This is a genomic window from Streptomyces megasporus (genome assembly GCF_000718985.1).
In the GTDB taxonomy this organism is placed as follows: Bacteria; Actinomycetota; Actinomycetes; order Streptomycetales; family Streptomycetaceae; genus Streptomyces; species Streptomyces megasporus.
Genome location: NZ_JODL01000032.1, coordinates 24065 through 47233, shown reverse-complemented (window position 1 = coordinate 47233; position 23169 = coordinate 24065). Strand labels below are relative to the sequence as shown.

The window sequence follows — 23169 nt, the reverse complement described above, 5'->3', positions numbered from 1 at the left end:
GGTCGCCGTCGAGGCCGCGCGGCACGCGGTCGGCCGGATCGCCGACATCACCGCCGACAAGCACATGGAGGGCGTGCGGCTCTCCCGCTGGCTGCTGGCGCCGTGGCCGACCTTCCGGCTCTTTCGCATGATGAAGCTGTGGGAGCTGCGCTCCTACGACCAGGTCATCCGGATGGAACAGGACCGGTTGATCTACGAGGCGCGGTTGCGGGCCCGGTACGGGCGCGGCTGGAAGCGTCGGGCGCCGGTGGAGGCGCTGATGCCGCTGCGGCTGGCGCGGTACGGGGTGCCGCTGGCGGAGACGGCCCCGGCCGGACTGGCCGCGGCCGGCATCCAGTTGGCGGCGACTCCGGCGGCACAGTCTCCCGCCAAGGCCACGGGCATACTGGCGCCAGCGGACCGGAGGACGCCCATGCCACCGCCGGAGCGGGAGGCCGCACCCGAAAGGCCCGACCCGGAGTCATCCGCGTCGCCCCCGGCCACCCCGGGCACCGGACACGAGGACGCCCCCGGCCGGCACGAACACCTGGAGGGCATCCCGGAGCCTCCGGCACCGCAGCCTGCCCTTTCCTCAAAGCCGCTCCGGAGCGACCGCGCCGACCCCGCCCTTCCGAACGAGATGCCACCCCGCTCCGCTGACTCCAGGTCCGCACCGAACCTGCAAACCGGCCAGGCACCCGAGGTCGACGGCCCCGACTCCTGGACGAGCCGCACCCCAGAGCCGAACCAGAAGACGGAACAAACCAGGAAAGCGCCGCTTCCGCGTCGACGCGGGGGCATAACCAAACAGGTCCGCCAAGAGAGGCTCCGGCAGGTGCTGGACCTGGTCCGCGCCGACCCCGAAATCAGCGGAACGGAGGTGGAGAGGCGAACCGGTATCCCAGAGCGCACCGCCCGTCGCCTGGTGAAGGAGGCCAAGGCGCAGGTCGCCGCCGAGGGGAAACCGGTGCTGCACGCCGGCTGAAGGCGTGACGCCCCTCTTCAAGCGGCGCCCTGCGCCGTGGCTTGCCCCGCCTCTTACCGGGCTAGAGTCGGCCAGCCGGGGCGGGGACGGTCCGGTGCAGCAGGGTGTCGATGAGCTGTTCGGTGGCCGGCTCCATGTCGACCTCCAGGCGCCGGTTGACGGCCTGGAGGTGCTCGATGGCCTTCAGGACGCCGGTGCGGTTGCCGGCCTGATGCTCGATGAGCATCAGGTCTTGGTAGAGGAGTTCGGCGGTGTCATCGGCTTCCAGCCCGACGGTGACGGCGCGGCGGGCGGCGGCCAGGTCCAGACGCGGCTCGCGGCGGCGCCAAGTGGCCACGGTGTGGGCAACGTCGGTGATGCGGGTGAGGATCTCCTGCACCCAGGCGGTGGCCCAGGCCGGCTCGGCCCCGCCGAAGGGCCGGCCCCGGACCAGGGCCAGGGCGGTTTCGAGGTCGTCCAGCCCGTCGGGGAAGCCGTAGGCCAGGCCGCGCTCGGCCAGCTGCCGGAAGGTATCCCAGTCGCAGCTGACCGCGGGGTGGAGGCGGTAGGTGCGGGAGCGGTCGCGCGGCAGGTAGGACCGGCCGTCTCCGGCGGTGCCCAGCCGGTTGCGCAGCTCGGAGATCCGGGCGTGCAGGGTGCTGCGGGACCAGGGCGCGGCCGGGGACATCGCCTCACACAGAGCCTCGGGGCCGCGTCCGGGCCGGGCGTGGATCAAGGCGGCCAGTTCGGCGAGTTTGGCGCCGTGGCCGGAGGCGTGGATGCCGGTGACCGTCAGCGGCCCCAGCACCCGGATCTCCGGCGTGTCCGAGGCGTCGGCCTGGTGGGCGCTGTCGGCGTCCGCGTCCGCCTCGCCGGTCTTGTCGTCCGTGGACTGCACGGTTCCGGCGTCGAGTGCGTCGGTGTGCTCCTCGGCCGGGGCGGCGGTGGCCGTGCCAGTGGGCAGGGGGGCGAGGGGAATGGCGGAGGGGCCGCGGGCGGCGGCCGCGGCCAGGGCGGGGAACGGCTCGCCCCGCTCCGCCTCCTCCTCTTCCCGGCCTTCGTGGTCCTCGCCCGGAGCGGGCAGGGGGGCATCGGCGGTCGCGGGCGGCGGGGGAGGGGCGGCCGGTCCGGGCTGGGGGCCGGGGACGTTGCGCCAGGGGCCGTCGGCCGGGCGCGGTGACTGGTCGGCGGTGCGCAGGTCCGCCACGATCTGCCGGTAGGCCTGCTCGCCGACCTGCTGGAGGGTGACGGGGCCGTCCAGCTCGGCGCAGCGCTGGGGCTGCCGGGCGGGGTCGGCGTGGAGGATCCCGGCGTCGGGGAAGCAGGCACGAGTGGCGTCGGTGGCGGGCAGGACCACGGCGGCGGGCAGGTCGCGGGCGGCGGCGATGGCGTCGGCCAGTTGCCAGGCGTGGTCGGGGCCGACCTCGGCGGCGCACAGCAGCAGCCACGGGGCCGGCTCTGGCGCCGGGACATCGGCGTCGGTGGTTTGGTGGTGCTCCAGCAGTAGCTCGCCCAGGTCACGGGCGGCGGCCTGCGCGGTGGGCACGGCGCGGAGCCGGCCGTGGGGGAGCAGGGTGGGCAGTTCGGTGCCCAGGCCGATGGTGAGAATGTCGGTCTGGTCGCTCCAGGCGCAGGTGGCGGCCTCCAGGGCGATGGCCCGGATGACCGCCACGGCCGTCTCGTGCGGGCCGTCGACCAGCAGGGCGCGAATGTGGGGCAGGTGGAGTAGCAGCAGGTTGCCGTCGGGGTCGGTGCCCACGGTCACCAGCCCCGGGTAGGGGGACGACTCGCGGTGGGCCTGGTCGCCTTCCAGTAGCCCCTCCCGGCCGGACAGGGTCCACCAGGCGCCGTCGCGGCCGGTGAACGGCGGGAGCGGCTCGGCGCCGGTGTCCTCGGGAAGGAGGGCGACGCTATGGGCGGTGACCTTCGCGCCGCGCACAGCCGGGATCGGACGTTCGGTGGTGCGGGCGTGGTGGGCCAGGGTCCGCAGCGCGGTGTCGAGCAGGTCGACGCTGGCGGGTTCGGCGGCCGTGGTGAGGTCCTGTTCGAGGCGGCTGGGCTCGTCGGGTGTGGGGATGGTCTGGCCGGGGGTGCGGCGGCGGCGCTGCAGGATGCGTTTGACGCCGAGGGCAGCGAGCAGGCCGGCGGCGAGCAGCGCGGCGATCCCGGTGGCCCGGGCGACGCCCGCTTGGTCGCCGGTGTTCTCCTGTCCGGCCCGGCCGGTGGGGTGGTCGCCGGGCGCGGAGTCCTGCGGCATGGTCGGGGAGGGGCGGGCTGCGGGCGGTGCCGCTTCCCGGTCCTCCTGCCGGTTGTGGTCCTGTGGTTTCTGCGTGCTGCGGCTCTGGTTCTCTGGCGTCTGGTCTGGTACGCCGGTGGGAGAGGGATCGGGTTCCTCCCGGCCGGAGTGGTCGCCGCGGTCGTTGGGGGAGGGCTGTGGGGCGTTGTGGCCGGGGGTGTGTTCTCGGCCGCCGGAATCCGGGGCGCGGTCACCGGGGCGTGGGGTGCCGGGTTCCTCGGTGGTGTCGGCAGCAGGGACGGTGAGCCGCTGGCCGGGGATGATCAGGTGCGGGTCGGTGAACGTGCCGCCGCCGGGCAGGGGCCGGTCGCGGTTGGCCACGAACAGCTCCGGCCACCGGTCGGCGTCGCCCAGTTCGGCGTCGGCGATGGCCGTCAGGGTGTCGCCGGTCTGGACGGTGACGGTGCGCTCGCCGTTGTCGGCCCGGTGCCCGCCGTCCTCGTCGTCTGGGGCGTGGCCGGTGCCGGGGAGGAGGAGAACCCAGCCGGGCTGGAGGAAGGTGTCGGTGGAGAACAGGCTGCCGTCGGGCATGCGGCGGCCGTCGTTGAGGTCGGCGATCTCCCGCCACCGCTGCCCGTCACCGAGCTGGGTTTCGGCAATGCTCCACAGCGATTCGGCGGGCCGGGTGTCCCGGACGGTGTAGGTGCGCAACTCGTTCTCGCCGAGGTGCGCGGTCCGGTCGGAGGAGCCGCCGCTGACGGTGGCGGCGGAGGACGGCTCGCTGATGGGGGAGTCGGTGGGGCTGGGCGTCAGGTCGGCGGTGACGACCGTGGCGTTGTTCGAAGCGGCCACGGCGGTACCGGTCGGCAGCAGCACGACGATGCCGCTGATCAAGGTGGCGGCGATGCGCTGGCTGCCGCCCAGCAGCCGGCGGCGGCGCGCGGCGCGCCCCCGCAGTTGGGCCGGGAGTTCGATCAGCACCGCGGCGGTGAACTGCGCCCACGCCAGCCAGCCGGCCGCCAGCAGCACCAGCACCAGCACATCGCCGGTGTCCTGACGGTCCAGCAGGTGGGCCAGGTCGTCGCGAGCCCCCTCCCACACCACCGGTGTGGCCCAGGCCAGCAGTACGGGGATACCGGCAACTGCGGCCACCGTCAGCGTCGCACCGACGGTGGCGCGTACCGCTGTCCACAGCAGCCGCCCAGCGGGGCGTGGGGGGCGGCGGGAAGCAGTGGTCATCACAAGGGGGCCTTCCAAGGGCACGGCGAACGGGCGGAGTAGGCGGCGGATCAGCTGCCGGGGCCGGTGACGCCGTGCAGCAGCGTCGCCTGGCCGTGGCCGGTCACCGGCAGGGAGCCGATTCCGACCACCGGCAGGAACCGGGTGGGATAGGAGGTGTGGACGGTCACCGTCAGGGTCCGGCGGTCGCCGGAGACGGCGACCCGGCCGGACAGGCCGGTGGAGCGTAGGTAGGCCTGGGCCGCGGCGCGGGCGGCTTCGGGGTCGACGACCACGGCCTGGCCGGTGATGGCCTGGCCCGCGTCGATGGCCTGAGCGCCGGCGCGGGCGGCTTCCATTGCGGCGGCGTCGGCGGCCTCGACCGCGTTCAGGCGGCCGCCGGCATCGACTACCAGTCCGACGATGGCCAACAGCGGCACCACACAGACCGCGAGGTGCACGGTGATGCCGCCGCGGTCGCGGTCTGCGGCCGCCGGCCACAAACGCGCAAGGCGAGACAGTGGCATGGTCATCCCCTCTGCCGGTAGCGGTCCACGGTGGAGGTGAAGGAGGCGGTGAGGGTCTTGCTGCCGGGGGCGGGCAGCAGCAGGTCCCCCAACGAGACGGTGCAGCGGACGGTGGCCCGCACGGTGCCGACCTGACCCACAGGCACTGCCAGGCCGGAGACGTCCACCGCCACGCTGGTGCCCGCACACCGCAGGCCCTGGTCGTCCAGGGACTCGCGCGCAGCCTGGTAGGCGGCGGCACGGGCCTGACCGGGATCGCGGGCGATGGAGGCTTCCCGGGCGGCGTCCTGGGCGGCGGCCTCGATCTTCCCGTCGGCCACCGCCAGCCGCCCGGCGGCCAAGGCCAGGCACAGCAGCATCAGCATCGGCACCGTCACGATGACGGCCTCGATGGCGGCGCTGCCCCGGTCCTGGCCGTCTGCGGCGCGGCTGCGGAACCACACAGACACGGAGGGCACGGTCAGTCTCCCCGCGGGGCCTGGGTCCAGCGCTCCACCGGGCCGGACGCGGACTGGGTGATGTGCAGGTCACCGACGCCGGGCAGCACCGAGACCACCGTGCCGGTCACTGAGATCCGCACCCGGGTCCCGGTGCTGCCAGCGGTGGACACCGCTGGGGAGCGCAGCAGGTCTCCGGCGGTGCGGTCCAGCACGGCGCGGGCCCGCTGGGCGCCCTGTTCCGGCCCGGCCTGCCAGGTCCGCCCGGCGGCGACACCCTCGCGGGCGGCGGTCAGCGCGATCTCCCGCCCCAGGTAGAACAGCGAGGCTTGGACCACGGCGAGGGTGGCCAGGACGACCAGCGGCAGCGCGATCGCCATCTGGACGCCGGCCTCACCCGTCTCCCGCCGATCCCGCAGCGCCGCCCACCGCCGCCGGACGCGACAGGGGAAACCGGTCGACGCCCTGGCCATCAGATGTCGCTGAGCTTGCCGTTGTATCGGGACAGCAGCGCGGTGATGGTCCCGGCGATCGCGATGGCCCCGCTGATGGCGGCCACCCAGATGATGACGGTGGTGATGCTGACATCGCCACGGTCGGGGTGCTGCGCCGCCTCGGTCAGGCGGCGGCGGGCGGCGCCCGCAGCCACGGTGAGCGCTGCGGCCACGCGGTGGATCATGATGGGTCTCCCTCGGGATCGGTATGGGACGGGTGCCGTGGTCAGGCGGTGAGGATGCGGATGACTGCGGGAAAGGCGATGGCGACCATGACCAGCACGGCGAGTAGGGCACCGGGGGCAGTCATCTTCTCGCTGACGGCGTTCGCTTCGGCGGCGGCGTCGGCCAGCAGCTGGGTGCGCAGCGCCCTGGCTCTCTCCCGTAGGGTCTGGGCGACCGCCGCTCCGTCGTGGGCGGAGATCCGCATGATCTCCGCGACGTCGTCCAGGGCCGGCAGGCCCAGCGCGCGGGTCAGCTCCAGCAGTTCTTGCCACGGCGGCACTTGACCGACTCTGGCCTGGGCCAGGGCCTGCTGCAGGCGGAGGAACGCCCACCCGTGCCCGATGTGAGCGGCCTGCTCCAACGCCTGGCTGGGGCCGAGGTCGGCGGCGCGGCCGTGCGCGACCAAGTCCAGATAGGCGGCCATGGCGTGCGCGAACTCCTGCCGAGCCCGCCGGGCCCGGTCCCGCACTTCCAAATCCGGCACCAGCCACAGTCCGGCGGCGGCTGCCAACCCGGCGGCGGCCGGGAGGTACACCGGAACGGACATTCCCAGCAAGATCCACGGCGTCACGACCGCAGCGGGCAGCAGCAGCCCGGCGACGGCCAGCGCCGCCTTGGTCAGCAGGAACCGCCCTGCGGTGCGCCCCAGCAACTCCAGGTCCCGGTGGGGGATGCGCACCCCGGGCAGGTCGGCCAGACGGTCGACCAGCCACCCGCCCCACGCCTCGTCCCGCCCGGCCACGGCATCGGTGGTCGCCATGGTGCCGGGCGGGGTGCGGCGCAGCGCCGGGCCGAGCGCGGGCGTGGAGCGGGTGAACTGCCCGGCCAGTCCGACCATCCCGGCTGCCGTCACCGCCCCGCACAGCAACATCGCGGTGTTCACTCCGCCCCACCTCCGCTGCCGGCCGTCTCGGGCCGGGAGGCAGAAGTGACCACGCTGCGCGGATCCTGAACCAGGAACCGCGGCACCGGCCGGTGGGCGGCCATCGACCGCATCCACGCCAACACCCCAGTGAACGCGCAGACCACCACGGCCAAGACCAACTGCCCCAACGGTGTGGCGTAGGGGGCGGTGTAGCCGGGGTTGAGCAGCCCGGCGGCGAACACCGTCAGCGTGATGGCCACCATCCACCGCACGGTGGTGCGGGGCTTGGCCCGGTCGGCCTCGATGCGCCGATAGGTGGCGACCTCCTCGCGGGTGGAGGCCGCCAGCGCCTCCAGCGAAGCCGCCAGGCCGGGGCCGGAGAACTGGGACGACAGCACCAGCGCGGCCACCGTCTTGTCGGCGGTCACATCGGCCAGCTCGTCGGCAAACGTCCGCAGCGCCTGGTCGGGGGGCACTCCGAAGCGCAACCGATCGGACAGGGCGGCCACCGGCCCGGCGATCGCCTCGGGTGCCCACGCGCGGCTGTCGATCATGGCCTGCTCCAGGCCTTTGCCCAGTCGGAGTATGTCGGCCAGGCGTTGGGTCCACTCGCTCAGCGCATCCAGCCGTGCGATGCGGGCGGTGGCCGACTTCGCCGGTGCCAGCAGCCACGGCACCCCGACCACGGCCAACCCGGCCGCGGCCGCGGCGACGAACACCCCCGAGGCCAGCCAGACCCCGGTCGCCACCGCGGCCGCGGCCGCCCCCAGTGCCAGGCGCCGGGCACGCTCGCCCGCACTGCCGCGGGCGCGCAGCGCCTGCCACCGCTGGAACGGGCCCGGCCGCCGGGGGGCGGTGGTCCCGGCCAGCGCGACGGCCAGCGACACCACGCCCGTGGTGGTCATCAGCCCGCACAGGATCCCGGCGAGCATCAGCCCACCCCCTGTACCAGCAGCGGCAGCCGCTCACCCCAGGTGCCGTACGGCTGGTCCAACGCATGCGGCGGCAGCCCGGCCCGCAGCAGGTCGGGCAGACAGGACGGGTGCATGTGCGGTACCGCCCGCACCTCCCCGACCTCCGGCCGGGGGGCGAAAATCGTGTTGGTGGCCGGCCGCCCGTCCTCGCCGCGGCCGGTCACCTCCAGCACGTGGGAGACGAACCGATGCCGTGCCCCGCCGATGGGTCGCTCGTCGACCAACTGCACGTACACGATGAAGTCCAGGCCGTTGGCGGCCTGCCGGTAGGCCAGGTCCTCGGACAGCACGCCGGCGCCCGCGTACAGCTCGGCGATCCGGTCGAACACCACGTACGGGCTCAGGGCGTGAATGGTGCACAGGTTGCCGCCCTGGCCGCTGGTGAGGGCCTGCATCATCGCCACCACCTCCGGACCGCGGACCTCGCCGACCACCACCCGCGACAGCGACATCCGCAACGCCGGATACAGCAGATCCAGCAGAGTGATCTCGCCGACCGGCCGCCCGTCCGGGCCGCGTTCGCCGTTGGACTCCCGTGCCTCCAAGGTGAGGACCTGCCGGAAATAGTCGTCGGCGGGGTCGATGAGCTCGCCCTCGGTCTCGATCACCGCGAACCGCTCGTCGCGGTCGTACTCGCGCAGCAGCGCCCGCAGCAGCGTGGATTTCCCCGCCGCCTGCGGGCCGGCGACCATGATGTTCTTGCCCGCCTTGACCGCCGCCGACAAAAACGCCCGCAGCGTGGTGTCGATCGCCCCGAGCCGGACCATGGTGTCCAGATCAGCGCGCTGGTGGCGGTGGCGGCGGATGGTCACATACGGCCGGGCCGACACACCGGTGATCGCCTGCAGGCGGGAGCCGTCGGGCAGCCGCAGCGCCAGGAACGGGCGAGCGTGGGAGAGGGTCCGCTCCGCCTGGCCCTCGCCACTGGTGCGGGCCAGGTGCCGCAGCAGCTCCAGCAGCTCGGCGTCGGAGTCGGCCACCGGCGACCGCGGCTCCAGATGCCCGTCCCCGACGTCGGCCCACACCTGGTCGCAGCCGTTGATCAGGATCGTTTCGATCCGATCATCGTCCAACAGCGGCTGCAGCCGCCCCGCCCGAAACAGCAGGTCGAACACGGCCTTGGCCAGGGCCGCTTCCTCGGCCCGAGACGGCGGGGCACCGCGCCGCATCGCCTGCTGCTGGTACCACACGGCCAGCTCGTCGTTGATCCAGCCCCGGCCACGCTGCTCGCGGGTGGCCGGGTCCATGCCCGGATCGGCCGCCAGGGCGTCTTTGAGCCGGTCGCCGACCCGGCGCCGGATTTCCTCGGCCGCCTCCAGGTCGACGATCGCTTCCTGCGAGCCCGACCGGCCCACCGGACGAGGCCGCGCCGCCCCCGCCGTGGCAGAAGCCGCCGCATGCGCGGGCCGCGGACGCACCCGCGTGGCCGGCTCCTCCGGCGGCACCACCGGAGCGTCGTGCAATGCCCTACCGCGCACCGGCCACCTCCCCGCGGTATACCGGAGCGGAACCGGACCGGGTGCGAGTGGCGAGGACCTGGTCCAACTGCCGCTGCACTGTCTCGGCCACGGTACGGGCAGCCCGCATCAACTCCCCGCGCGCAAACCGGCGGTCCGGCTCGGCGCCGTGGGAGAACACCCGTGCCTGCCGCGGCCGATGCGGCAACACACCCACCAGCGACGGACGCAGGCCTCGCTCCTTGCGTAGCACTTGGAGCACGTAGTCGGCCGGGTACTCCTCCTCGATCAGCAGCAGCCCCAGATGGGGGATCTCCTCGCGCAGCGCTTCCAACCGCACCGCGGCCGACCGCGCCCCCAACATCGTGGTCCGTGCCACCAACACCACTGCATCCGCCCGCCGCGCCAGCACCCCGGACGGACCGAACACGCCACCGCGCCCCAGGTCCACCAGCACGTCGTGCCCGTGGGGGCCGATCCCGACGAACTGAGCGGCCAGCATCTCCCACAGCGGGGCGAACCCCAGGGCCTGCGCCGGCTCGGCGAAGCCTGGCAGCAGCAGCCGGTCCCCGGGGCCGTCCTCGGCGCTCCCGTCGTCGGTGAGGTCGATCAACTGCCGCCAGAACGCCTCCGTGAACGCTGCCGCTCCCCGCCGCCCGGCCGCCACCAGGTTGTGCAGCCCGTGCCGGTCTCCCAACCGACCCTGCAGCGCGCCATACAACACCGCCCCACCGTCCGGGTCGCACTCGGCGGTGATCATCCGCCGCCCGGGCAGCAGCGGCCACGCCGCCTGCAACGCCAACGCGGTCGACGTCACCCCGGGGGCACCAGTGGTGCCCGCCAGCGCCACCACCGCCATCACTCATCACCTCCGCCGGCGTCGAGGGCCAAGGCGGCGTTCCCGCTCGCCGACCACGCCAGCACCACCGGGCCGTCCTCGGCAGCCACCGCCACGTCCAGCACGGCCACCCCCGAACTCGGGGAGGGGGAACCGACCTTCACCACCCGGGCGGTCACCGGCCGCCGATCCTCGGCGGGCTGTTGCTCGCCCGTGCCGCCCTCGCCCGGCACCCACACCACCTGCACTCGCTGGCCCGGCGCCAGCTCGGTGGCCGGCCACAACGCCGGCTTCAACCCGACGGGCACCACCTGTTCCCCTTCGGCCACCAGCGAAGCCTCGGTGACCTGGGAGCGGGACAGCAAAGAGCCGGGCACCAGTCCCACCGCGGCCCGCTTGCCGACCACCGTCTCCCGCTCGTCGGCCGGCACCGGCTTGAGGCCCGGGGCCAGCGCGACGGATGCCTCCCCCAGATCCCGCTCGGTGATCTCCTGCCCGGCGGGCACCTGCCGCACCACCGTCACCACACTGGTGCGCTGCCCGGAAGCCTCCAGCAGCACCGCCCCGCCGACACCACCGGCGGCGATCAGCGCCACCGACATCCCAATCGCCCACGGGCTGCGCCGCCGCGCCCGCAGCGCCTTCGGCACGGTGACCGGCGCCGCCTGCCCTGGGGTGCCACCGGCCTGCGCAATGGGCGTCGCCGACGACGCGCGGCTGTGGGTTTCGGTCTTGCTCAACGCCCTGTGTCCCTTTCGCGTGTGGTGCCTCAGCTGCCAACGGCCTGGGCCTCGCCGACTCCGATGGCCACCTCCGACTGCCGTGTGGTGGTCACCTCGCCGGACTCGCCTGTGGTGGCCGTCCACTGCACCTGCCAGGTCGAGGTCGCGGTCACCGTGAACCGCCCGCTCGACCGGGACGCCGAGGTGGTGGTGTAGCGGTGGCCACAGTCCGGCGAGGACCGCATGCCGTACCCCTTGCGGTACGGCGAGCCCGGGCCGGTGCAGGTCACCGACGACCCGTCGCCCATGTCCCACACGATCCGCGTGACGCGGGCGGTGGCCGTCACCGTGACGCCACCGGCCGACGCGGACGCCCGGTTGGGGCCGTAGGTGGTGGCCGAACGCCCGACCTGGAGCCACATCGGCACCCCGACCGAGTACCGGCCTGCGGAGGTCGGGCTGATGATGTCTGGGCCGCGTAGCGCCATCTTGTCCAGGGCCTGCTGCGCCAGCACCGTCGGATCGACCGCTTCCTCCTCGGGGGGATTGGCCGCCCAGAACGTCTCCTGGGTCTGCCCGAGTCCCAACGGGCCGGTGGTCGGGCAGATCCGCACGTAGATCGCGCCGTCTTCTGGGTCGCGGCCCTCCCACAGGGAACTGCCCGCCGGGGGCTGTGGCTGGAGCGGCCTGACCCGGCAGTCCCGGTTGACGGCGAAGTCCCCACCGCTCTTCGCGCTCCCGCCCCCGCCGGTGGGGCGCCTACCGTCCCCAGGGGAGCCGGGTGCGGGCCGCTCGACGCGTACCCCGGTACAGAAGCTGATGAGATCGCATTCTCCTGCGGTGATGTCCGGACCGTCGGCGCGGGCGGTGCCGGTCAGCGGCACGGCCAGCGCCGCAAGGGCGGCCACGGCCACCGCCGGGCGGGTCAGCATCTGCGGTCGCGTGGCGCGTCCTCCAGAACCACCCATCGCTTCCCCCACTTCTCCGCCGTCGCGGTGCTCACGTACCTCGTCAGCCGCTCGCTGGGGAGGGTGACCTCCTTCTTGGTGTCGCGGTCGACGAGCGTCCAGCCAGAGACGTCCACGCAGCCGGTGATCGTCGCACGGGGCACCGCGCGGTCCATGTCGATAGCCGTGACCTTCGGGTCGATCATCGGCTCACCGGTGGTCGTCAGTCCCCGGTCGACCAGCTTCTCCAGCTCGCCCTCGATCGCCGCCCACGCCTTCCCGGTGGCATAGGTCCGCAAAGACGTGCCCTTGGAGGTGCCCCGGGCGTACGCCTCCACCCGCGCATCCCAGTACCGCCGGTAGTCCTTCACCACCGCCTTCTTCTCCGCCGCCAGCGGATCGGCGTCCGGCGCGGCCGACGGCGTCAGCGTGGCGGGTGCCGTCGATGACGCGGCATCCTCCGGCTCGGCGGCGTCCTGCCCACTGCACGCCGACAACAGCACACCGACCCCTAAACAGGCGGTGAGCAGCGCCCGACGGCGTGCCCGTACAGGTCCCGGTCGGCGGCGCGGTGTGCGCGTCATCGGATGTCGCCTCCCCGTATCCGGCGACCGGCTCGACTGGTCCGCGACGAGCCGGCGCGTCCTCAGCAGACCACCGCAGGCCACACCGCCCGGACGGCGATCCTCTCGGTCGTCGTACGCGCTCGCCACACTACGGACTTCCGCGCCAACTTCCCACCTCGGTACCGAAGTTGGCGAACTTGCGCCGACTTGCTATCCCACCACCTCAGTTGTGGGACTCTTCCGAGACGGGTCCGGAAGCGGAGGGTGGCGGGAGGCAGGCCGCAGTTCTGCTTTCGCGCTCCCGACTTGGCAGAGAAGCTGGCCGCGGCCGTCGTGGCCAGGCTGGCGAGGGAGGTGATGGCCCTCGATGAGGAGATCGCCGAGACCGACGCCCTGATCGTGGGAATCAGTAGATGTCCGGTGTCTGCGGGGTGTTGCCATCGGGGTCGCCTCCCTCCGCCGGTCCTTCCGCCCGGCCGGGAGTTTCGGTGCGGCCGAAGACATCGACGCCGGGCTTGGCCAGGCTGGTACGCCGTGTGGTTCGCAAGAAGTCGGCGACGCATGCGTCCTGGGCGGCGGCGACCGCCTCGAGTTCGGCCACCGGCCGTGCCGCGAGGTTGTGCACGACGGCCGCGTGAAGCCGGCCGACCTGGGAGGGCCGGGCGAATTTGTCGAACACCTCGCTCACCTGCGGGCCGCGGATCAGCAGCGGCCCCAGGCGCCGCCCACCGACAGTGAGAGTGATGTAGTGGTGGAAGCGGGGCAGTTCGGCGATCTCGGCCGAGTCCACCGCCCCGCCCCACTCCTTGGCCATCAGGGCGGCCGCGTCGCTGGCGCCCGCAGTGCTGGAGAGCACCGACGCGTTCTGCATCAGCGACTCGCGGGTCTGTACCGAGACCCGTTGGAGCAGTTGAGTCATCGCATGCAGCCGGATACCGAATTTCCGTAGTTCCTCACTGACGGCGGCGAGGATGCCAGAGGAGGCGCTGTCGATGGAGATCAGCTCATCGACGAAGGTGTGGAAGTCCGGGCGCCGGTTCGCGGGCGTGTCGCGGCGGGAGATCCCGGCGCGGAAGAGGTCCTGGAACAACAGGCTCACCAGCAGCCGGTCGGTGGGGCCGGACGCGGACGGGCAGATCCACACCAGCATCTGGTGATCCATCGCGGCGCGGATGTCGTAAGTGCTGGTGGGGCTGCCCAAGAAGGAGCGAGCCACCGGACTGGCCGCCAGCCGATCCAGTGGGTTGAGGACCGGGGCGAGCGCGTCGGCGGGGAACTGGGGGAAGACGCTGGTCCACCAGCGGGCCCGCTCCTCGCCCAAGGCGGCCAGGACCAGGTTGCGCCAGCCGGGATTGGTCAGCAAGGTGCGCAGTTGGAACAGCGTCGCCTGGCACTTCGGGCGACCAGCGGCGACGGCGACGGCGTTGACCGCCACCAGCGCCTCCACCCCCTTGGTCAGGACGGTCATCGCCCGCGGATGAGTCACGTCGTTCCAGCCCAGGACGGTGGCGAATGCGTCCACCACCGCCCGCACCACCTCCTCGGGGCGTTGTCCGCGCTCCAGGCCGAGGGGGTTCCAGGTGCCCAGCCGTGCTCTGTCGCCGTGCCGGCCGGTCAGGTCCAGGTACAGCAGCCGTTCGGCGATGCGCCGGTGCGCCAGATAGGGAGCGGCTTCCCGGAAGCTGTCGCCGTGCGGATCGACGAACAGCGCGCCGTGTCCACCGTGGGCGAGGGCGACCATCTGCACCAGCGCCTGTGCCGTCTTGCCGTAGGTGGTCTTGCCCACCCGCACGCTGAACAACGTCTCGGCCAGCGGGGTGGCGATCAGCCGCTCGACCCCGTCCGGGCCAATGTGCCAGCCGTGTGGCATCACGTGGGCGTCGCCGGGCCGGTAGATGGGCAGGTCACCGACCAGCAGCGGCAACCGGCAGTGCCGGGTGACCGGTTTGAACAGGCCGGCGATCTCCTCCACCCGTACCCACGATCGGCGCGTGCCGGTGATCTGCCCAGTGGCCCAGCGTGCGTCGAACCCTCGCCGCCAAGGGCGGCTGTCAACATCCCCGAAGCGCCAGGGACCGATCCGGCGGCCCCGGCGGACGATGCGGGCACCGGCGGCGTAGATGTCCAGCGCGGCGGCGATGTGCCCCAGGCGCTTGTGGGCTCGGCCGATGCGGTCGGAGGAGCACCGCACCAGGATCTGGATGCGCACCAGCCCGGCCGACTCCGCCAGTCTGCCCAGCGCCTTGGTCCGGTCGACCGGACGCGGCCGCGCCGACAGTACCGGGCGTCGGCCACTTCCGCGGCCGCCGAGCAGCTCGGCGAGCTGCTGACGCCAGGAGTCCTCGACCTCCAGTGCGGTCAGGGCGTCGCGGCGGGCCTGCCGCTGCGCCCGGGCCCGGGCGTCGGCCAGCACCTGCCAACGGCGTATCAGCAGATTCCAGCGGCCCACCGCCTGGAGATCGATGCAGATTTCCGCTCGATCGCCCAGGTCGGTGCGGAGCGTGGCCACGGCGTCCACCAGCGGCTGCAACGGGTCGGGCTCCAGTGGCACCTCTCGCAGCCGCTCGGACACCGGGCCGCGTACCACGAACTCCGCCCGCACCGTGTGCCGGGACCGTGAGGCGGGCGGCCGCCGGACGGGCATGACAGTCACCCCCCGGTAGGGCGTGCTGGCCAGCAGTTGTCGGGCCGAGGCCGGGCCCTCCACGATGTAGTCCAGTGGGCTGCCTCCATCGGCGCGCAGCTCGATCCGTACCGACCGCGACCGGCGTGGTGCCCACCACGGTCCGCTGGACGCCGCCCGCGTCAGCAGCACGGCATACCGCCAGATCTGCTCGGCGTCGGCCTCGAAACGCCGGCTGGGGGTGAGGCGATATCGCACCCGGCGACGGGACGCCGCAGCCGCCAGCCACACCTGCACCGCCTGACCGACGGCCAGCAGCACCGCCCCGATCAAACCCAAGAGCACCAAGTGGTCGGTGATCCACCGAGCGGCACCGACCACGGCCTGCACCAGCGCCCAACCGGCGCGCCACAGACCCTGCACGTCTTCGGAAGCAGCGGCGAACGGTGTGATGGTCAACGTACGGGCTCCCATCCGTGGTCGGTGCGGGCCAGCAACACACGGGCCGTGCGGCCCTCGCGGTACTGGCCCGACGGGTCGGCGCCGGCCCACACCAGGTGCACCACCACGCGGCCAGCGTCGGTTCTGCGGGCGATGCCGGCCTGGATCCGCACCCGTGTGTACAGGTGCCGGGCCGGGGCGGTGGCGGAGAAGTAGCGCGGCCACCGGACACGACCTGCGCCGGTGACGTCCGCGCGCCACACCTGCTCGGCCAGCGCGACCGCGTCGCGCTCCACCGAGCGAGGCAGATCAGCGGGCGACGAGTGCTCCAGTACGCATTGGATCGCCGCGTCGGCGCCAGGACCGTCCCCAGCCGGCGGCACGGGTGAGACGGTGTCCACCGCCGGGTCCGGCGGCTTCCCCTGCTTCACAGCCGGCGGCCGGTCGGACGCGGGCCGGGAGGCGCGGGGCAACGGCACCGCAGAATCGGTTTGAGCGGGCGTCGAACGCGCCGCCACGTGGGGCGCGTCGTGCGGGGCACGGACGAGCAGTATGGTGCCCAGGGCGGCCAGCAGCGCGGCGGCCAGCAGCGCCACCCCGGGGCGGCGGGAGAGGGCACGGCGGGTGGTCACAGGATGCGGGCTCCTCCCGCGAAGCCGTCCTCCCAGACCGGCTCGGTGCGCACCACGGTCCCCGGCCGCGGGGCGTTGACCATCTGTCCGCCCCCCAGGTAGATCCCGACGTGGTAGATCGTGGCGTCGCTGCCGGGGTTGTAGGCGAAGAACACCAGGTCGCCGGGCTTGAGCGCGGAAACGCCTTGGGCGGCGGGGATGCGGCGGCCGACCCCGGCCTGCGCGGCCGCGGTCCGCGGCAGCCGCACCCCGGCCTGCGCGAAGGCGTACAGGGTCAGCCCGGAGCAGTCGAACCCGGTGATGTGCGCACCGGACTTGCCGCCCGGGGAGCAGCAGACCCCTCGGCTGGGACCCTGCGCGGTGCCGCCGCCCCAGGAGTAGGGGACACCCCGTTGGGACAGGGCCGCCCGGATGGCCTTCTCCGCCCCTTTGCTCGCCCCCGCCCCGAACACCGACGAGACGCGAGCGAACCGGGTGTAGCGGTCCACCCATCGCAGCACCTCGTCGACGTAGGCGTGGGAGTGGTTGTAGGAGAACACCGCGTCCCGCAGTTGCGCGCGGTCGGCGAGGTTCCGCCCGTGGCCGCACAAGTACACTGCGGCGCCCAGGGCGGCGTCGTCCACGTTGTGCGGGCTGCGCACCCCGTCGCCGTTGCCGTCCCGCCCCATCGACTCCCAAGTGGAGGGCAGGAACTGGAGCGGGCCGACCGCGCGGTCGTACACCGCGTCGCCATCCCACCGGCCGCGGTCGGTGTCGGTGATGGCGGAAGTATTGCCGCCGGCGCCGCTGCCGTCGAGCCGGGGGCCGATGATGTGCGGGGTGACGTCGCCGCGACGGTCGATGGTGTGCCCGGCCGCATGGTTGGACTCCACCTTCGCGATCCCGGCCAGGATCGGCCAGGTCATCCCCCGGCACGTGGGCGCGTGCCGGGCGACACCGGTGGCCGCCTCCTGGTAGGCGGCCAGCATCCGTGCCGAGATCCCGGAGACGGCGGCGACCTCCTGCATGTCGGGGCCTTCCTCGACCTGGCCGGAGGCGATCATCAACGGCAGGAACACCACCGCTGCCACCCCGGTGGCCGCGCCCAGGGCGGCGGTACGGCGCAGCAGCTTCCTCACGTCTCACCGTCCCCGTCGTCCGGGCGCGCCCCGTACTTGAGCGAGCGTCCGTTTTCGTCCAGCCACAGATCCATCCACCGCCGCATGCGGTGAGCGTCCCGGATGGGCCTGGTCACCCCGTGGTAGGCCCGACGCACCGGCGCGGACATGCGCTGCAATCCGGCCCGGGTGTCCTGCTCCCACCGGTCGGCGATGTCCTCGTAGTGCCGCAGACGCCGATCCAGCCGGTGGGTCAGCTCGGTCTTCTTCTGTGGTGCGCGCGCCACCGCGGCGGGTAGACCGACGGTGGAGTGCCACACCAACCGGCCGGCGCGGGAGACCATCCGCCCGCCGCGGGTTCGGGACAGCCGATCGTGCAGCCGAGTCCCGATCGACTCCACCCCCTCGTTCTGCTCCCGATCGGCGCCGCCGATGATCTCGCCGGTGCGGCCGTCGACGATCAGCGAAGTACCGCCGCGGTCGTGCGCGGACGGCTTCCCCTTGCCGAGTTCTCGCGGCCCGGAGCCCGGGCGGGGCTTGCCGGCCCAGGCGTGGTGTGCGGCGCGCAGCGGAACGGACAACAGCGCCAGGCCGCGGCGCCCCTCGGCGCGGGCATCGGCCAGCAGCCCGGCCGGATCGCCGGGCAGTCCCTCACCCAGGGAGCGCAGCCCACCGGTCAGGCGGGCGCGCCGGTTCATCAGTGCGGCCTGCACCGGGAAGCCGCCAGGACCTGGCCCCGCTACCCTCCCGCCGGGCCAGGCGCCGGGGAAACGAGCCCCCGCCCCCAGGGACGACAGCGCCGCACCGGTAGCGGCGGCTTGGTCGCCCACCAGGTGGGTGCCGCCCACCTTCGCGTACCGCATGCGCAGAGCGAACTGCTGCCCCAGACCGCTCGCGCCGCGCAGTATCCGGCGGTGCACGGCGAGCAGGGTGATCGCCAGGCCGTCCAACAGCAGCAGGCGCTCCACCAGCACGGTGTTGTCGGTGTCGGTCAGCAGGGCCTGGGCGGCGATACCGAACATCGGGATGGAGATCGACAAAGCGAACATGATCACGGATGTGGTCATGAACAGCCCCAGCCACTTCCACAACACACCCCGGTTGGGGCCAGGCAGGATTGCCCACGCCAGCACCAGGCAGCCGACCGCGGCCGCGACGGCGGCCGAGAACTGCGTGGCCAGCATCACCACGGCCATCGACAGCACGACCAAGGCCAGGACACAGACGGCAATCAGTAGGAACAGCGCCCCCAGCACCCGGTCCCAGGACAGGGAGTTCATATAGCTGATGGCGACCTTGCCCGCCTCCCCGTGCTTCTCCATCAGCTCGGACTGGGCCTTGCCGTCCTCGAATTCTTCGGGGGAGATGCCGTCGCTGTTGGGGCAGTACTCCTCCGCCACGCCGCCGAGATCACGGCACGGGTCGTCCTCGTCGCGAGTGAACTTGTAGTCCAGCCCCTTGACGTAGTCCCTGTGGATCGACGTGCCCCGCTCAAACAGCTGCCCGAACTGCAGCAGCTGGTGGGGCTGGACCACCAGGACGTCGGTGAGGATCCGAGTGATCGGCTCGGACACGTCTTTCGCGGCCGGGGCCCGCTTGCCGGACAGACACAAGTCCCGGGCGGGCCCGGAGACCGCTTCGCAGTCCTGCCGCCGCTTGGCCCGCTCCACCTCTTCCGCGTCTCGGTCGTCGGCAGGTTGCTTGTCACGGCAGGCCCTCTGGGCCGGGCCGGCGACCAGATCGCACGGATCGTCGCGGTCGCCTGTCTCCCGGCCGCTGTTGGCGGTGATGACGGCGGCCTCCAGCGAGGCGCGCTGTACCTGCTGCACCGGCCCGTCGTAACCGAGCAGCACATCGGGACGGACCAGCACGGACGCGGTCATCGCCGAGATCAGCAACGTCAGTCCGATCTCGCCGAACCCCCGGCCGGGCCTGCCACGCATCACCATGATCAGGCCGACGGCGAACGCCCAGGCCAGGAACAGCGGAGCGATACCCAGCGGCTCCACCACGTGCTCCTGGTAGGCGTCGGAGACAGCCTGGGCGGGAGCGATCAACTTCTCCAGCACCGGATACCGGTACACCCAGTCGACCAGCCAGCAGCAGGCACCCACGATGGTCCGCGACAGGGCGAATAGGCCCGACATCAAAAACCGCATCGTGGTGTCCTCGACGCCGTCGCCGCCGCCGGTCAGTTCGTACTTGTCCAGCCGTAGTCCGTCGGCGGTCTTGACGTTGAACGGCCCCAGCAGGCCACTGTCGCCGCCGTCGGCCAGGTGGAGCGAGGCGTCATCGGCCCATGCCGGGCTGCCGATTGTCAGCGCCACCACGGTCAGGGCGGCACCGAGGGCCGCCCCGCGCCACACGATGCCGGACCATGCCCTCATTGCCGCCTCCCGGCCGCCCGGCGGATCCCCCACCACAGCGAAACCGTCGCGACCACCACGGCGACCGTCACGGCCGTCTCCACCTCCCGCTCCCCCTCGGTCGGAGGGACGCGTTCGGCATCGGGCAAGCAATACTCCCGAGCCGGGCCGGCGATCAGATCACAGGGGCCGCCCCGGCCCGGATCGGTCTTGGTGGCGACGCTGGTGGGCTCCTCCAGAATGATCGCCGCCGCACCGCCTTGGTCGTTCCCACGCGGACACCAGCCGTCCACGCCCACCGCCGACGCCACCAGCAGGCCGACCGTGGCTGCCGCACCGGCCACCCACACGGCCGGCCGGCGACATGTCGAGCTCGTCGACCGCCGCATCACCGGGCTCCCGCCAATGCGGAGTCGGTGCCCTCGGCGCGAACCTCCCCGGCCGCAGACTCCTGCGCGGGGTTCGGCGCGGGCGGGGCGCCCTCGCCCGGGGTGGTGAAGATGCCGCTCTCCAGCCGCGCCAGCGCAGGCACCAGAACCTGGAAACGGCCGATCTGCATCCGCGGGTCGCGCCCCAGCATCTCCCCGGCCCGGTCGGCCACCCCGATAGGGGACAGCTCGCTGGTCACCAGCCGCACCAGCTCCTCGTCCGGCGTCAGCCCCAAAAACTCCAACCCCCGGCGGGCGAGCACTTCGTCACCGGTGCGGGCCAAGAATCGGTACGCCAACAGGCCGCGAATGGTCTCGTTGCCCAACTCGAGCACATCGTGCCCGCCCAGACCGATCCCGGCGCCATGCTTGCGGCCGTAGTGCACCACCTCGTGGACCAGCGCCAGCCCTTCGGTGCTGCTGGTAAGCCAGTAACACTCGTCCACGGTGATCAACGTGAACTGTTCGGGCTGGGCGAAAGCGATCTGGCGGCTGAGCGCGGCGACCAGGTACAGCACGGCCCGGCCGATGAGCGCCTCGACCGGCTGCTGCCGCAACAACTCCGGATGGGTGACCGCCTCTCGCGGCGGCAGGGTCAGACCGGTGGTGGTGATGACCACGAGATCCGAGTTCAAGTCGGTGAGACTGATCGGCGGCAGAGCGGGGTCGAACACCATGGCGGCCAGCGGGTCGTCGCAGACCACCCGCAGCAGGTCGCACACGGTGGCCGCGTCCTGCGCACGCGGCCCCGTCTCCTGGCGGGCCATCTCCTCCAATGCCCGCAGCACCTGGCTCATCGACGGCTCGGGGCAGGCCGCCGCCTGGGCAACGGCCCGCTTCACCACCGCTCCCTGGGCGGTCATCGGCCCGACTCCCAGCTGCAACGTCAGATAGGACAGCGCGTAGTGCGCTCCGGTCGCGACGGGAAAGATCCGCAGCGGGTCGATGGACAACTCGGCCGCCGCCGCATCGACCACCTGGCACCGACCCGGAGCGGCAGCAGCCGCGAACGTGGCCCACTCACGGATCGGAGTACGGTCGATGACGATCGCACGGCCACCGCGGTCCACCACCGCCGACGTGATCAACTTCAGCAGTACGCTCTTGCCCGCCCCGAGCTCGCCGGCCACCCCGAACGATGCCGAAGCGGTCTCCTTGGGGGCATTGGCAATGTCCAGCAGAACCGGCCGGACGGTGCCGCAATCCAGGCCGACACCGATCATTTGCCCGGACGGGTCGCCGAACTGGCCTCCATAGAACGCCCCGGTCATCGCCCAGTCCTCGCTGAGTTGGTACTGGGTGAACTCCCGCACCGGCGCGGGCGTGGCGGCACCCGGCAGGCCCAGGGCGAACAAATGCTGCTGCGTACCGATCGGCCGCACCAGCCGGTAGTCGGCCCCGCTCATCTGCTTTGCCAAGGATCGGGCACGCTCGTCGCAGGTGCGGGCGTCGCCGCCCCACACCGTCAGCACGGTCACCGCCTGAACCTCGACCTCCACGGAGGAACGGGACACCCGCGCGTCCAACTCACCCAGATCTCCGGCTGCGTCGTACATCTCCTCCGGCAACCCGATGCTGCTCTGGGCGTCGTACTGCTCGGCTTGGTCCATCAGCTCGCGCTTCTTGCGACGGACCTCCTGCTTGACCTTCTCCGCCGGAACCAGTCGCAGGTCGCACACGAAGTCGACCGGATAGGGAAGCAGCTCCAACTGCGCCAGAACATCAGCCGCCTCGGCAGGCGCTGCGGCGGGCATCTCCGCCAGCGCCAAGTGGGCCTGGTAGCCGATGCCCGCCTGCGACTCCACCTGGAGCCACACCCGCTTCACCGGGGACGGTGCCGTTCTCCCGCGTCGCAGCGTGCCCGTCCTCCGCTCCGTGCGCTGCTCACCGGATCGACCCTGACCGCCCTCCAGCAGCCGAACTTGCCCCAGATCCGCGTACGACGGCGACCGCAGCACCCCGTTGACGACGCGACCACCCCAGGAGGAGCTGTCGGCGGCGTGCACCAGCAGCGGTTCCTCCAACCCGCGGTGCACCGCGTGCTGAACCATCCACACGATTTCGGCCGGGCGGGCCGGGCGCATCTCCAAACCGCTGCCCAGCTCCGCAGCGACCTGCTGTGCCCACTGCCGATACGCGGCCACCTCTCGTGCCGGCACCGGGGCCGGCGCCAACCCCAACAACCCCGAGAGTTCCGCCCACGTCGACCCCAGCGCGGCGGACAACTCGGCTCGGGCGCCGGAAGCGGCCAACGGAACCGCCAGCCACACGGTGCGCTGATGCATCTCCATCTCGGCCAGCAAGTCCAGTTGGGCATGAGCGACCTGCGCCCAATGCGGGTGCCGGTCCAGGTCGACGCCCTTGAGCGTGCGGGAGACCACTTCGCCCGGATCCAACTGTGCACACAGACCGAACACCCGCGCGGCCCCGGGCAGCGACCGCACCATGGTGGTCACCCGACTCAGCAGGTCCTCACGCTGTCGGCGCTCCATGTACGGGCTGCCCTGCGGCTCGACTTTCCAGATCGCCCACACGGTCCCGGTGGTGGACCACACCAGGTGGTCGACGATGTGACGGATCGGAACACGCATTAGTGATCTCCTCCGGAGCTCGCCTGGAGCATGCGCTGCAACGTGGTGGGCGCCGGACCAGCGGCCTTCATCGACCGGTGCGGCGGCCGGTGTCTCCGCCGCGAGCGCCCGGCCCGGCTTTGCGTCCTCTTCTTCGGGCGGCCTTGAAAACCGTGCGTCGCACGCACCCCGCCGGACGTCTCGACGAAGGTGGGGAGAGAACCAGGATCGGTCTCATCCACCACGAATTCGCCGTAGAGCAACCGCGGCCGCCGCTCCCGGGCGGCCCGCCCGCCGATCCGCCCACACCGCGGCTGCACCGCCAGCTCCAGCAGGCCCGCTGCCGCGTACATGGGGGACCGGCCGCCGATCTTGGGATTGCGCGCGGCCCACACCGCCACTCCCCACGCGGCCACCGGCAGCGGTCCCAACGTCGACCACCAGGAGAACGTCTTGATCAAGACGAAGGCGCCGACGAACGCCACGCCCAACTGAGTTGGGGTATACGGCCCCAGCGGCAACGTCCAGTCGCCGATTTTGCCCAGCACCCACGGGTGTCGTCG

The 23169-nt window shown here is 72.6% G+C and carries 20 protein-coding genes; 1 reads left to right on the top strand and 19 read right to left on the bottom strand.

Going from position 1 to position 23169, the window contains the following annotated elements:
- Positions 1–964, top strand: a 964-nt coding sequence (locus IF47_RS31675; protein WP_031510922.1) for a DUF2637 domain-containing protein, incomplete at its 5' end; no start/stop codon positions are given.
- Positions 965–1025: 61 nt separating this feature from the next.
- Here the strand turns inward: IF47_RS31675 and IF47_RS31955 are convergent.
- From IF47_RS31955 to IF47_RS28125, 19 genes are all read right to left on the bottom strand, one after another.
- Positions 1026–4418, bottom strand: coding sequence for an AfsR/SARP family transcriptional regulator (locus IF47_RS31955; RefSeq protein ID WP_031510920.1), 3393 nt, complete (start codon positions 4416–4418; stop codon positions 1026–1028).
- A 50-nt stretch (positions 4419–4468) separates the two neighbouring features.
- Entirely contained in the window at positions 4469–4930 is a 462-nt protein-coding gene (locus IF47_RS0123210; RefSeq protein ID WP_031510918.1) for a hypothetical protein, read from the bottom strand.
- A complete protein-coding gene (locus tag IF47_RS0123205) occupies positions 4927–5382 on the bottom strand; it encodes a TadE/TadG family type IV pilus assembly protein (protein ID WP_281179536.1) in 456 nt (151 codons plus the stop codon). Before IF47_RS0123205 ends, IF47_RS0123210 begins: the two co-directional genes overlap by 4 nt.
- Positions 5383–5384: 2 nt before the next feature.
- On the bottom strand, positions 5385–5834 hold the full coding sequence (locus tag IF47_RS0123200) for a TadE family protein (protein ID WP_342667286.1): 450 nt from the start codon (positions 5832–5834) through the stop codon (positions 5385–5387).
- Positions 5834–6040, bottom strand: a complete 207-nt coding sequence (locus IF47_RS0123195) for a hypothetical protein (protein ID WP_031510914.1) — start codon at positions 6038–6040, stop codon at positions 5834–5836. The genes IF47_RS0123200 and IF47_RS0123195 overlap by 1 nt, the downstream gene beginning before the upstream one ends.
- A gap of 41 nt (positions 6041–6081) precedes the next feature.
- Positions 6082–6963: a type II secretion system F family protein gene (locus tag IF47_RS0123190; protein WP_031510913.1), complete on the bottom strand. Its 882-nt coding sequence runs from the start codon at positions 6961–6963 to the stop codon at positions 6082–6084.
- The gene (locus IF47_RS0123185) at positions 6960–7877 is read right to left on the bottom strand and encodes a type II secretion system F family protein (RefSeq protein ID WP_037733186.1); all 918 of its coding nucleotides are present in this window, start codon (positions 7875–7877) and stop codon (positions 6960–6962) included. Before IF47_RS0123185 ends, IF47_RS0123190 begins: the two co-directional genes overlap by 4 nt.
- The gene (locus tag IF47_RS0123180; protein WP_031510911.1) at positions 7877–9274 is read right to left on the bottom strand and encodes a TadA family conjugal transfer-associated ATPase; all 1398 of its coding nucleotides are present in this window, start codon (positions 9272–9274) and stop codon (positions 7877–7879) included. Before IF47_RS0123180 ends, IF47_RS0123185 begins: the two co-directional genes overlap by 1 nt.
- A 112-nt stretch (positions 9275–9386) precedes the next feature.
- Positions 9387–10235, bottom strand: coding sequence for a hypothetical protein (locus IF47_RS0123175; protein WP_051718152.1), 849 nt, complete (start codon positions 10233–10235; stop codon positions 9387–9389).
- Positions 10235–10954, bottom strand: coding sequence for an SAF domain-containing protein (locus IF47_RS0123170; RefSeq protein WP_031510909.1), 720 nt, complete (start codon positions 10952–10954; stop codon positions 10235–10237). The genes IF47_RS0123175 and IF47_RS0123170 overlap by 1 nt, the downstream gene beginning before the upstream one ends.
- A 29-nt stretch (positions 10955–10983) precedes the next feature.
- Positions 10984–11868 (bottom strand): hypothetical protein, encoded by an 885-nt coding sequence (locus IF47_RS0123165; RefSeq protein ID WP_031510907.1) that lies wholly within the window; start codon positions 11866–11868, stop codon positions 10984–10986.
- Complete coding sequence (locus IF47_RS0123160) at positions 11862–12467, bottom strand: hypothetical protein (protein ID WP_157840028.1); 606 nt, start codon at positions 12465–12467, stop codon at positions 11862–11864. The genes IF47_RS0123165 and IF47_RS0123160 overlap by 7 nt, the downstream gene beginning before the upstream one ends.
- Positions 12468–12855: 388 nt before the next feature.
- A complete protein-coding gene (locus IF47_RS28135; protein WP_211257254.1) occupies positions 12856–15531 on the bottom strand; it encodes a type IV secretory system conjugative DNA transfer family protein in 2676 nt (891 codons plus the stop codon).
- Entirely contained in the window at positions 15528–16145 is a 618-nt protein-coding gene (locus IF47_RS28930; RefSeq protein ID WP_051718141.1) for a hypothetical protein, read from the bottom strand. Before IF47_RS28930 ends, IF47_RS28135 begins: the two co-directional genes overlap by 4 nt.
- The gene (locus IF47_RS0123145) at positions 16142–17263 is read right to left on the bottom strand and encodes a C40 family peptidase (protein ID WP_245641205.1); all 1122 of its coding nucleotides are present in this window, start codon (positions 17261–17263) and stop codon (positions 16142–16144) included. The genes IF47_RS28930 and IF47_RS0123145 overlap by 4 nt, the downstream gene beginning before the upstream one ends.
- Positions 17260–19629, bottom strand: a complete 2370-nt coding sequence (locus IF47_RS0123140) for an ABC transporter permease (RefSeq protein WP_031510902.1) — start codon at positions 19627–19629, stop codon at positions 17260–17262. Before IF47_RS0123140 ends, IF47_RS0123145 begins: the two co-directional genes overlap by 4 nt.
- Positions 19626–19952, bottom strand: coding sequence for a hypothetical protein (locus IF47_RS0123135; RefSeq protein WP_157840027.1), 327 nt, complete (start codon positions 19950–19952; stop codon positions 19626–19628). The genes IF47_RS0123140 and IF47_RS0123135 overlap by 4 nt, the downstream gene beginning before the upstream one ends.
- Before the next feature lie 44 nt (positions 19953–19996).
- Positions 19997–22627, bottom strand: a complete 2631-nt coding sequence (locus IF47_RS0123130; protein WP_051718140.1) for an ATP-binding protein — start codon at positions 22625–22627, stop codon at positions 19997–19999.
- Positions 22627–23154, bottom strand: a complete 528-nt coding sequence (locus IF47_RS28125) for a hypothetical protein (RefSeq protein WP_051718139.1) — start codon at positions 23152–23154, stop codon at positions 22627–22629. Before IF47_RS28125 ends, IF47_RS0123130 begins: the two co-directional genes overlap by 1 nt.
- Positions 23155–23169: the final 15 nt, after the last annotated feature.

Excerpts from the sequence above, each read along its gene's own strand:
- IF47_RS0123210 (WP_031510918.1), bottom strand. The coding sequence starts at position 4,930 with ATGACCATGCCACTGTCTCGCCTTGCGCGTTTGTGGCCGGCGGCCGCA.
- IF47_RS31955 (WP_031510920.1), bottom strand. The coding sequence starts at position 4,418 with ATGACCACTGCTTCCCGCCGCCCCCCACGCCCCGCTGGGCGGCTGCTG.
- IF47_RS0123200 (WP_342667286.1), bottom strand. The coding sequence starts at position 5,834 with ATGGCCAGGGCGTCGACCGGTTTCCCCTGTCGCGTCCGGCGGCGGTGG.
- IF47_RS0123140 (WP_031510902.1), bottom strand. The coding sequence starts at position 19,629 with ATGAGGGCATGGTCCGGCATCGTGTGGCGCGGGGCGGCCCTCGGTGCC.
- IF47_RS0123160 (WP_157840028.1), bottom strand. The coding sequence starts at position 12,467 with ATGACGCGCACACCGCGCCGCCGACCGGGACCTGTACGGGCACGCCGT.
- IF47_RS0123195 (WP_031510914.1), bottom strand. The coding sequence starts at position 6,040 with ATGATCCACCGCGTGGCCGCAGCGCTCACCGTGGCTGCGGGCGCCGCC.
- IF47_RS0123165 (WP_031510907.1), bottom strand. The coding sequence starts at position 11,868 with ATGCTGACCCGCCCGGCGGTGGCCGTGGCCGCCCTTGCGGCGCTGGCC.
- IF47_RS0123175 (WP_051718152.1), bottom strand. The coding sequence starts at position 10,235 with ATGGCGGTGGTGGCGCTGGCGGGCACCACTGGTGCCCCCGGGGTGACG.
- IF47_RS0123130 (WP_051718140.1), bottom strand. The coding sequence starts at position 22,627 with ATGCGTGTTCCGATCCGTCACATCGTCGACCACCTGGTGTGGTCCACC.
- IF47_RS0123185 (WP_037733186.1), bottom strand. The coding sequence starts at position 7,877 with ATGCTCGCCGGGATCCTGTGCGGGCTGATGACCACCACGGGCGTGGTG.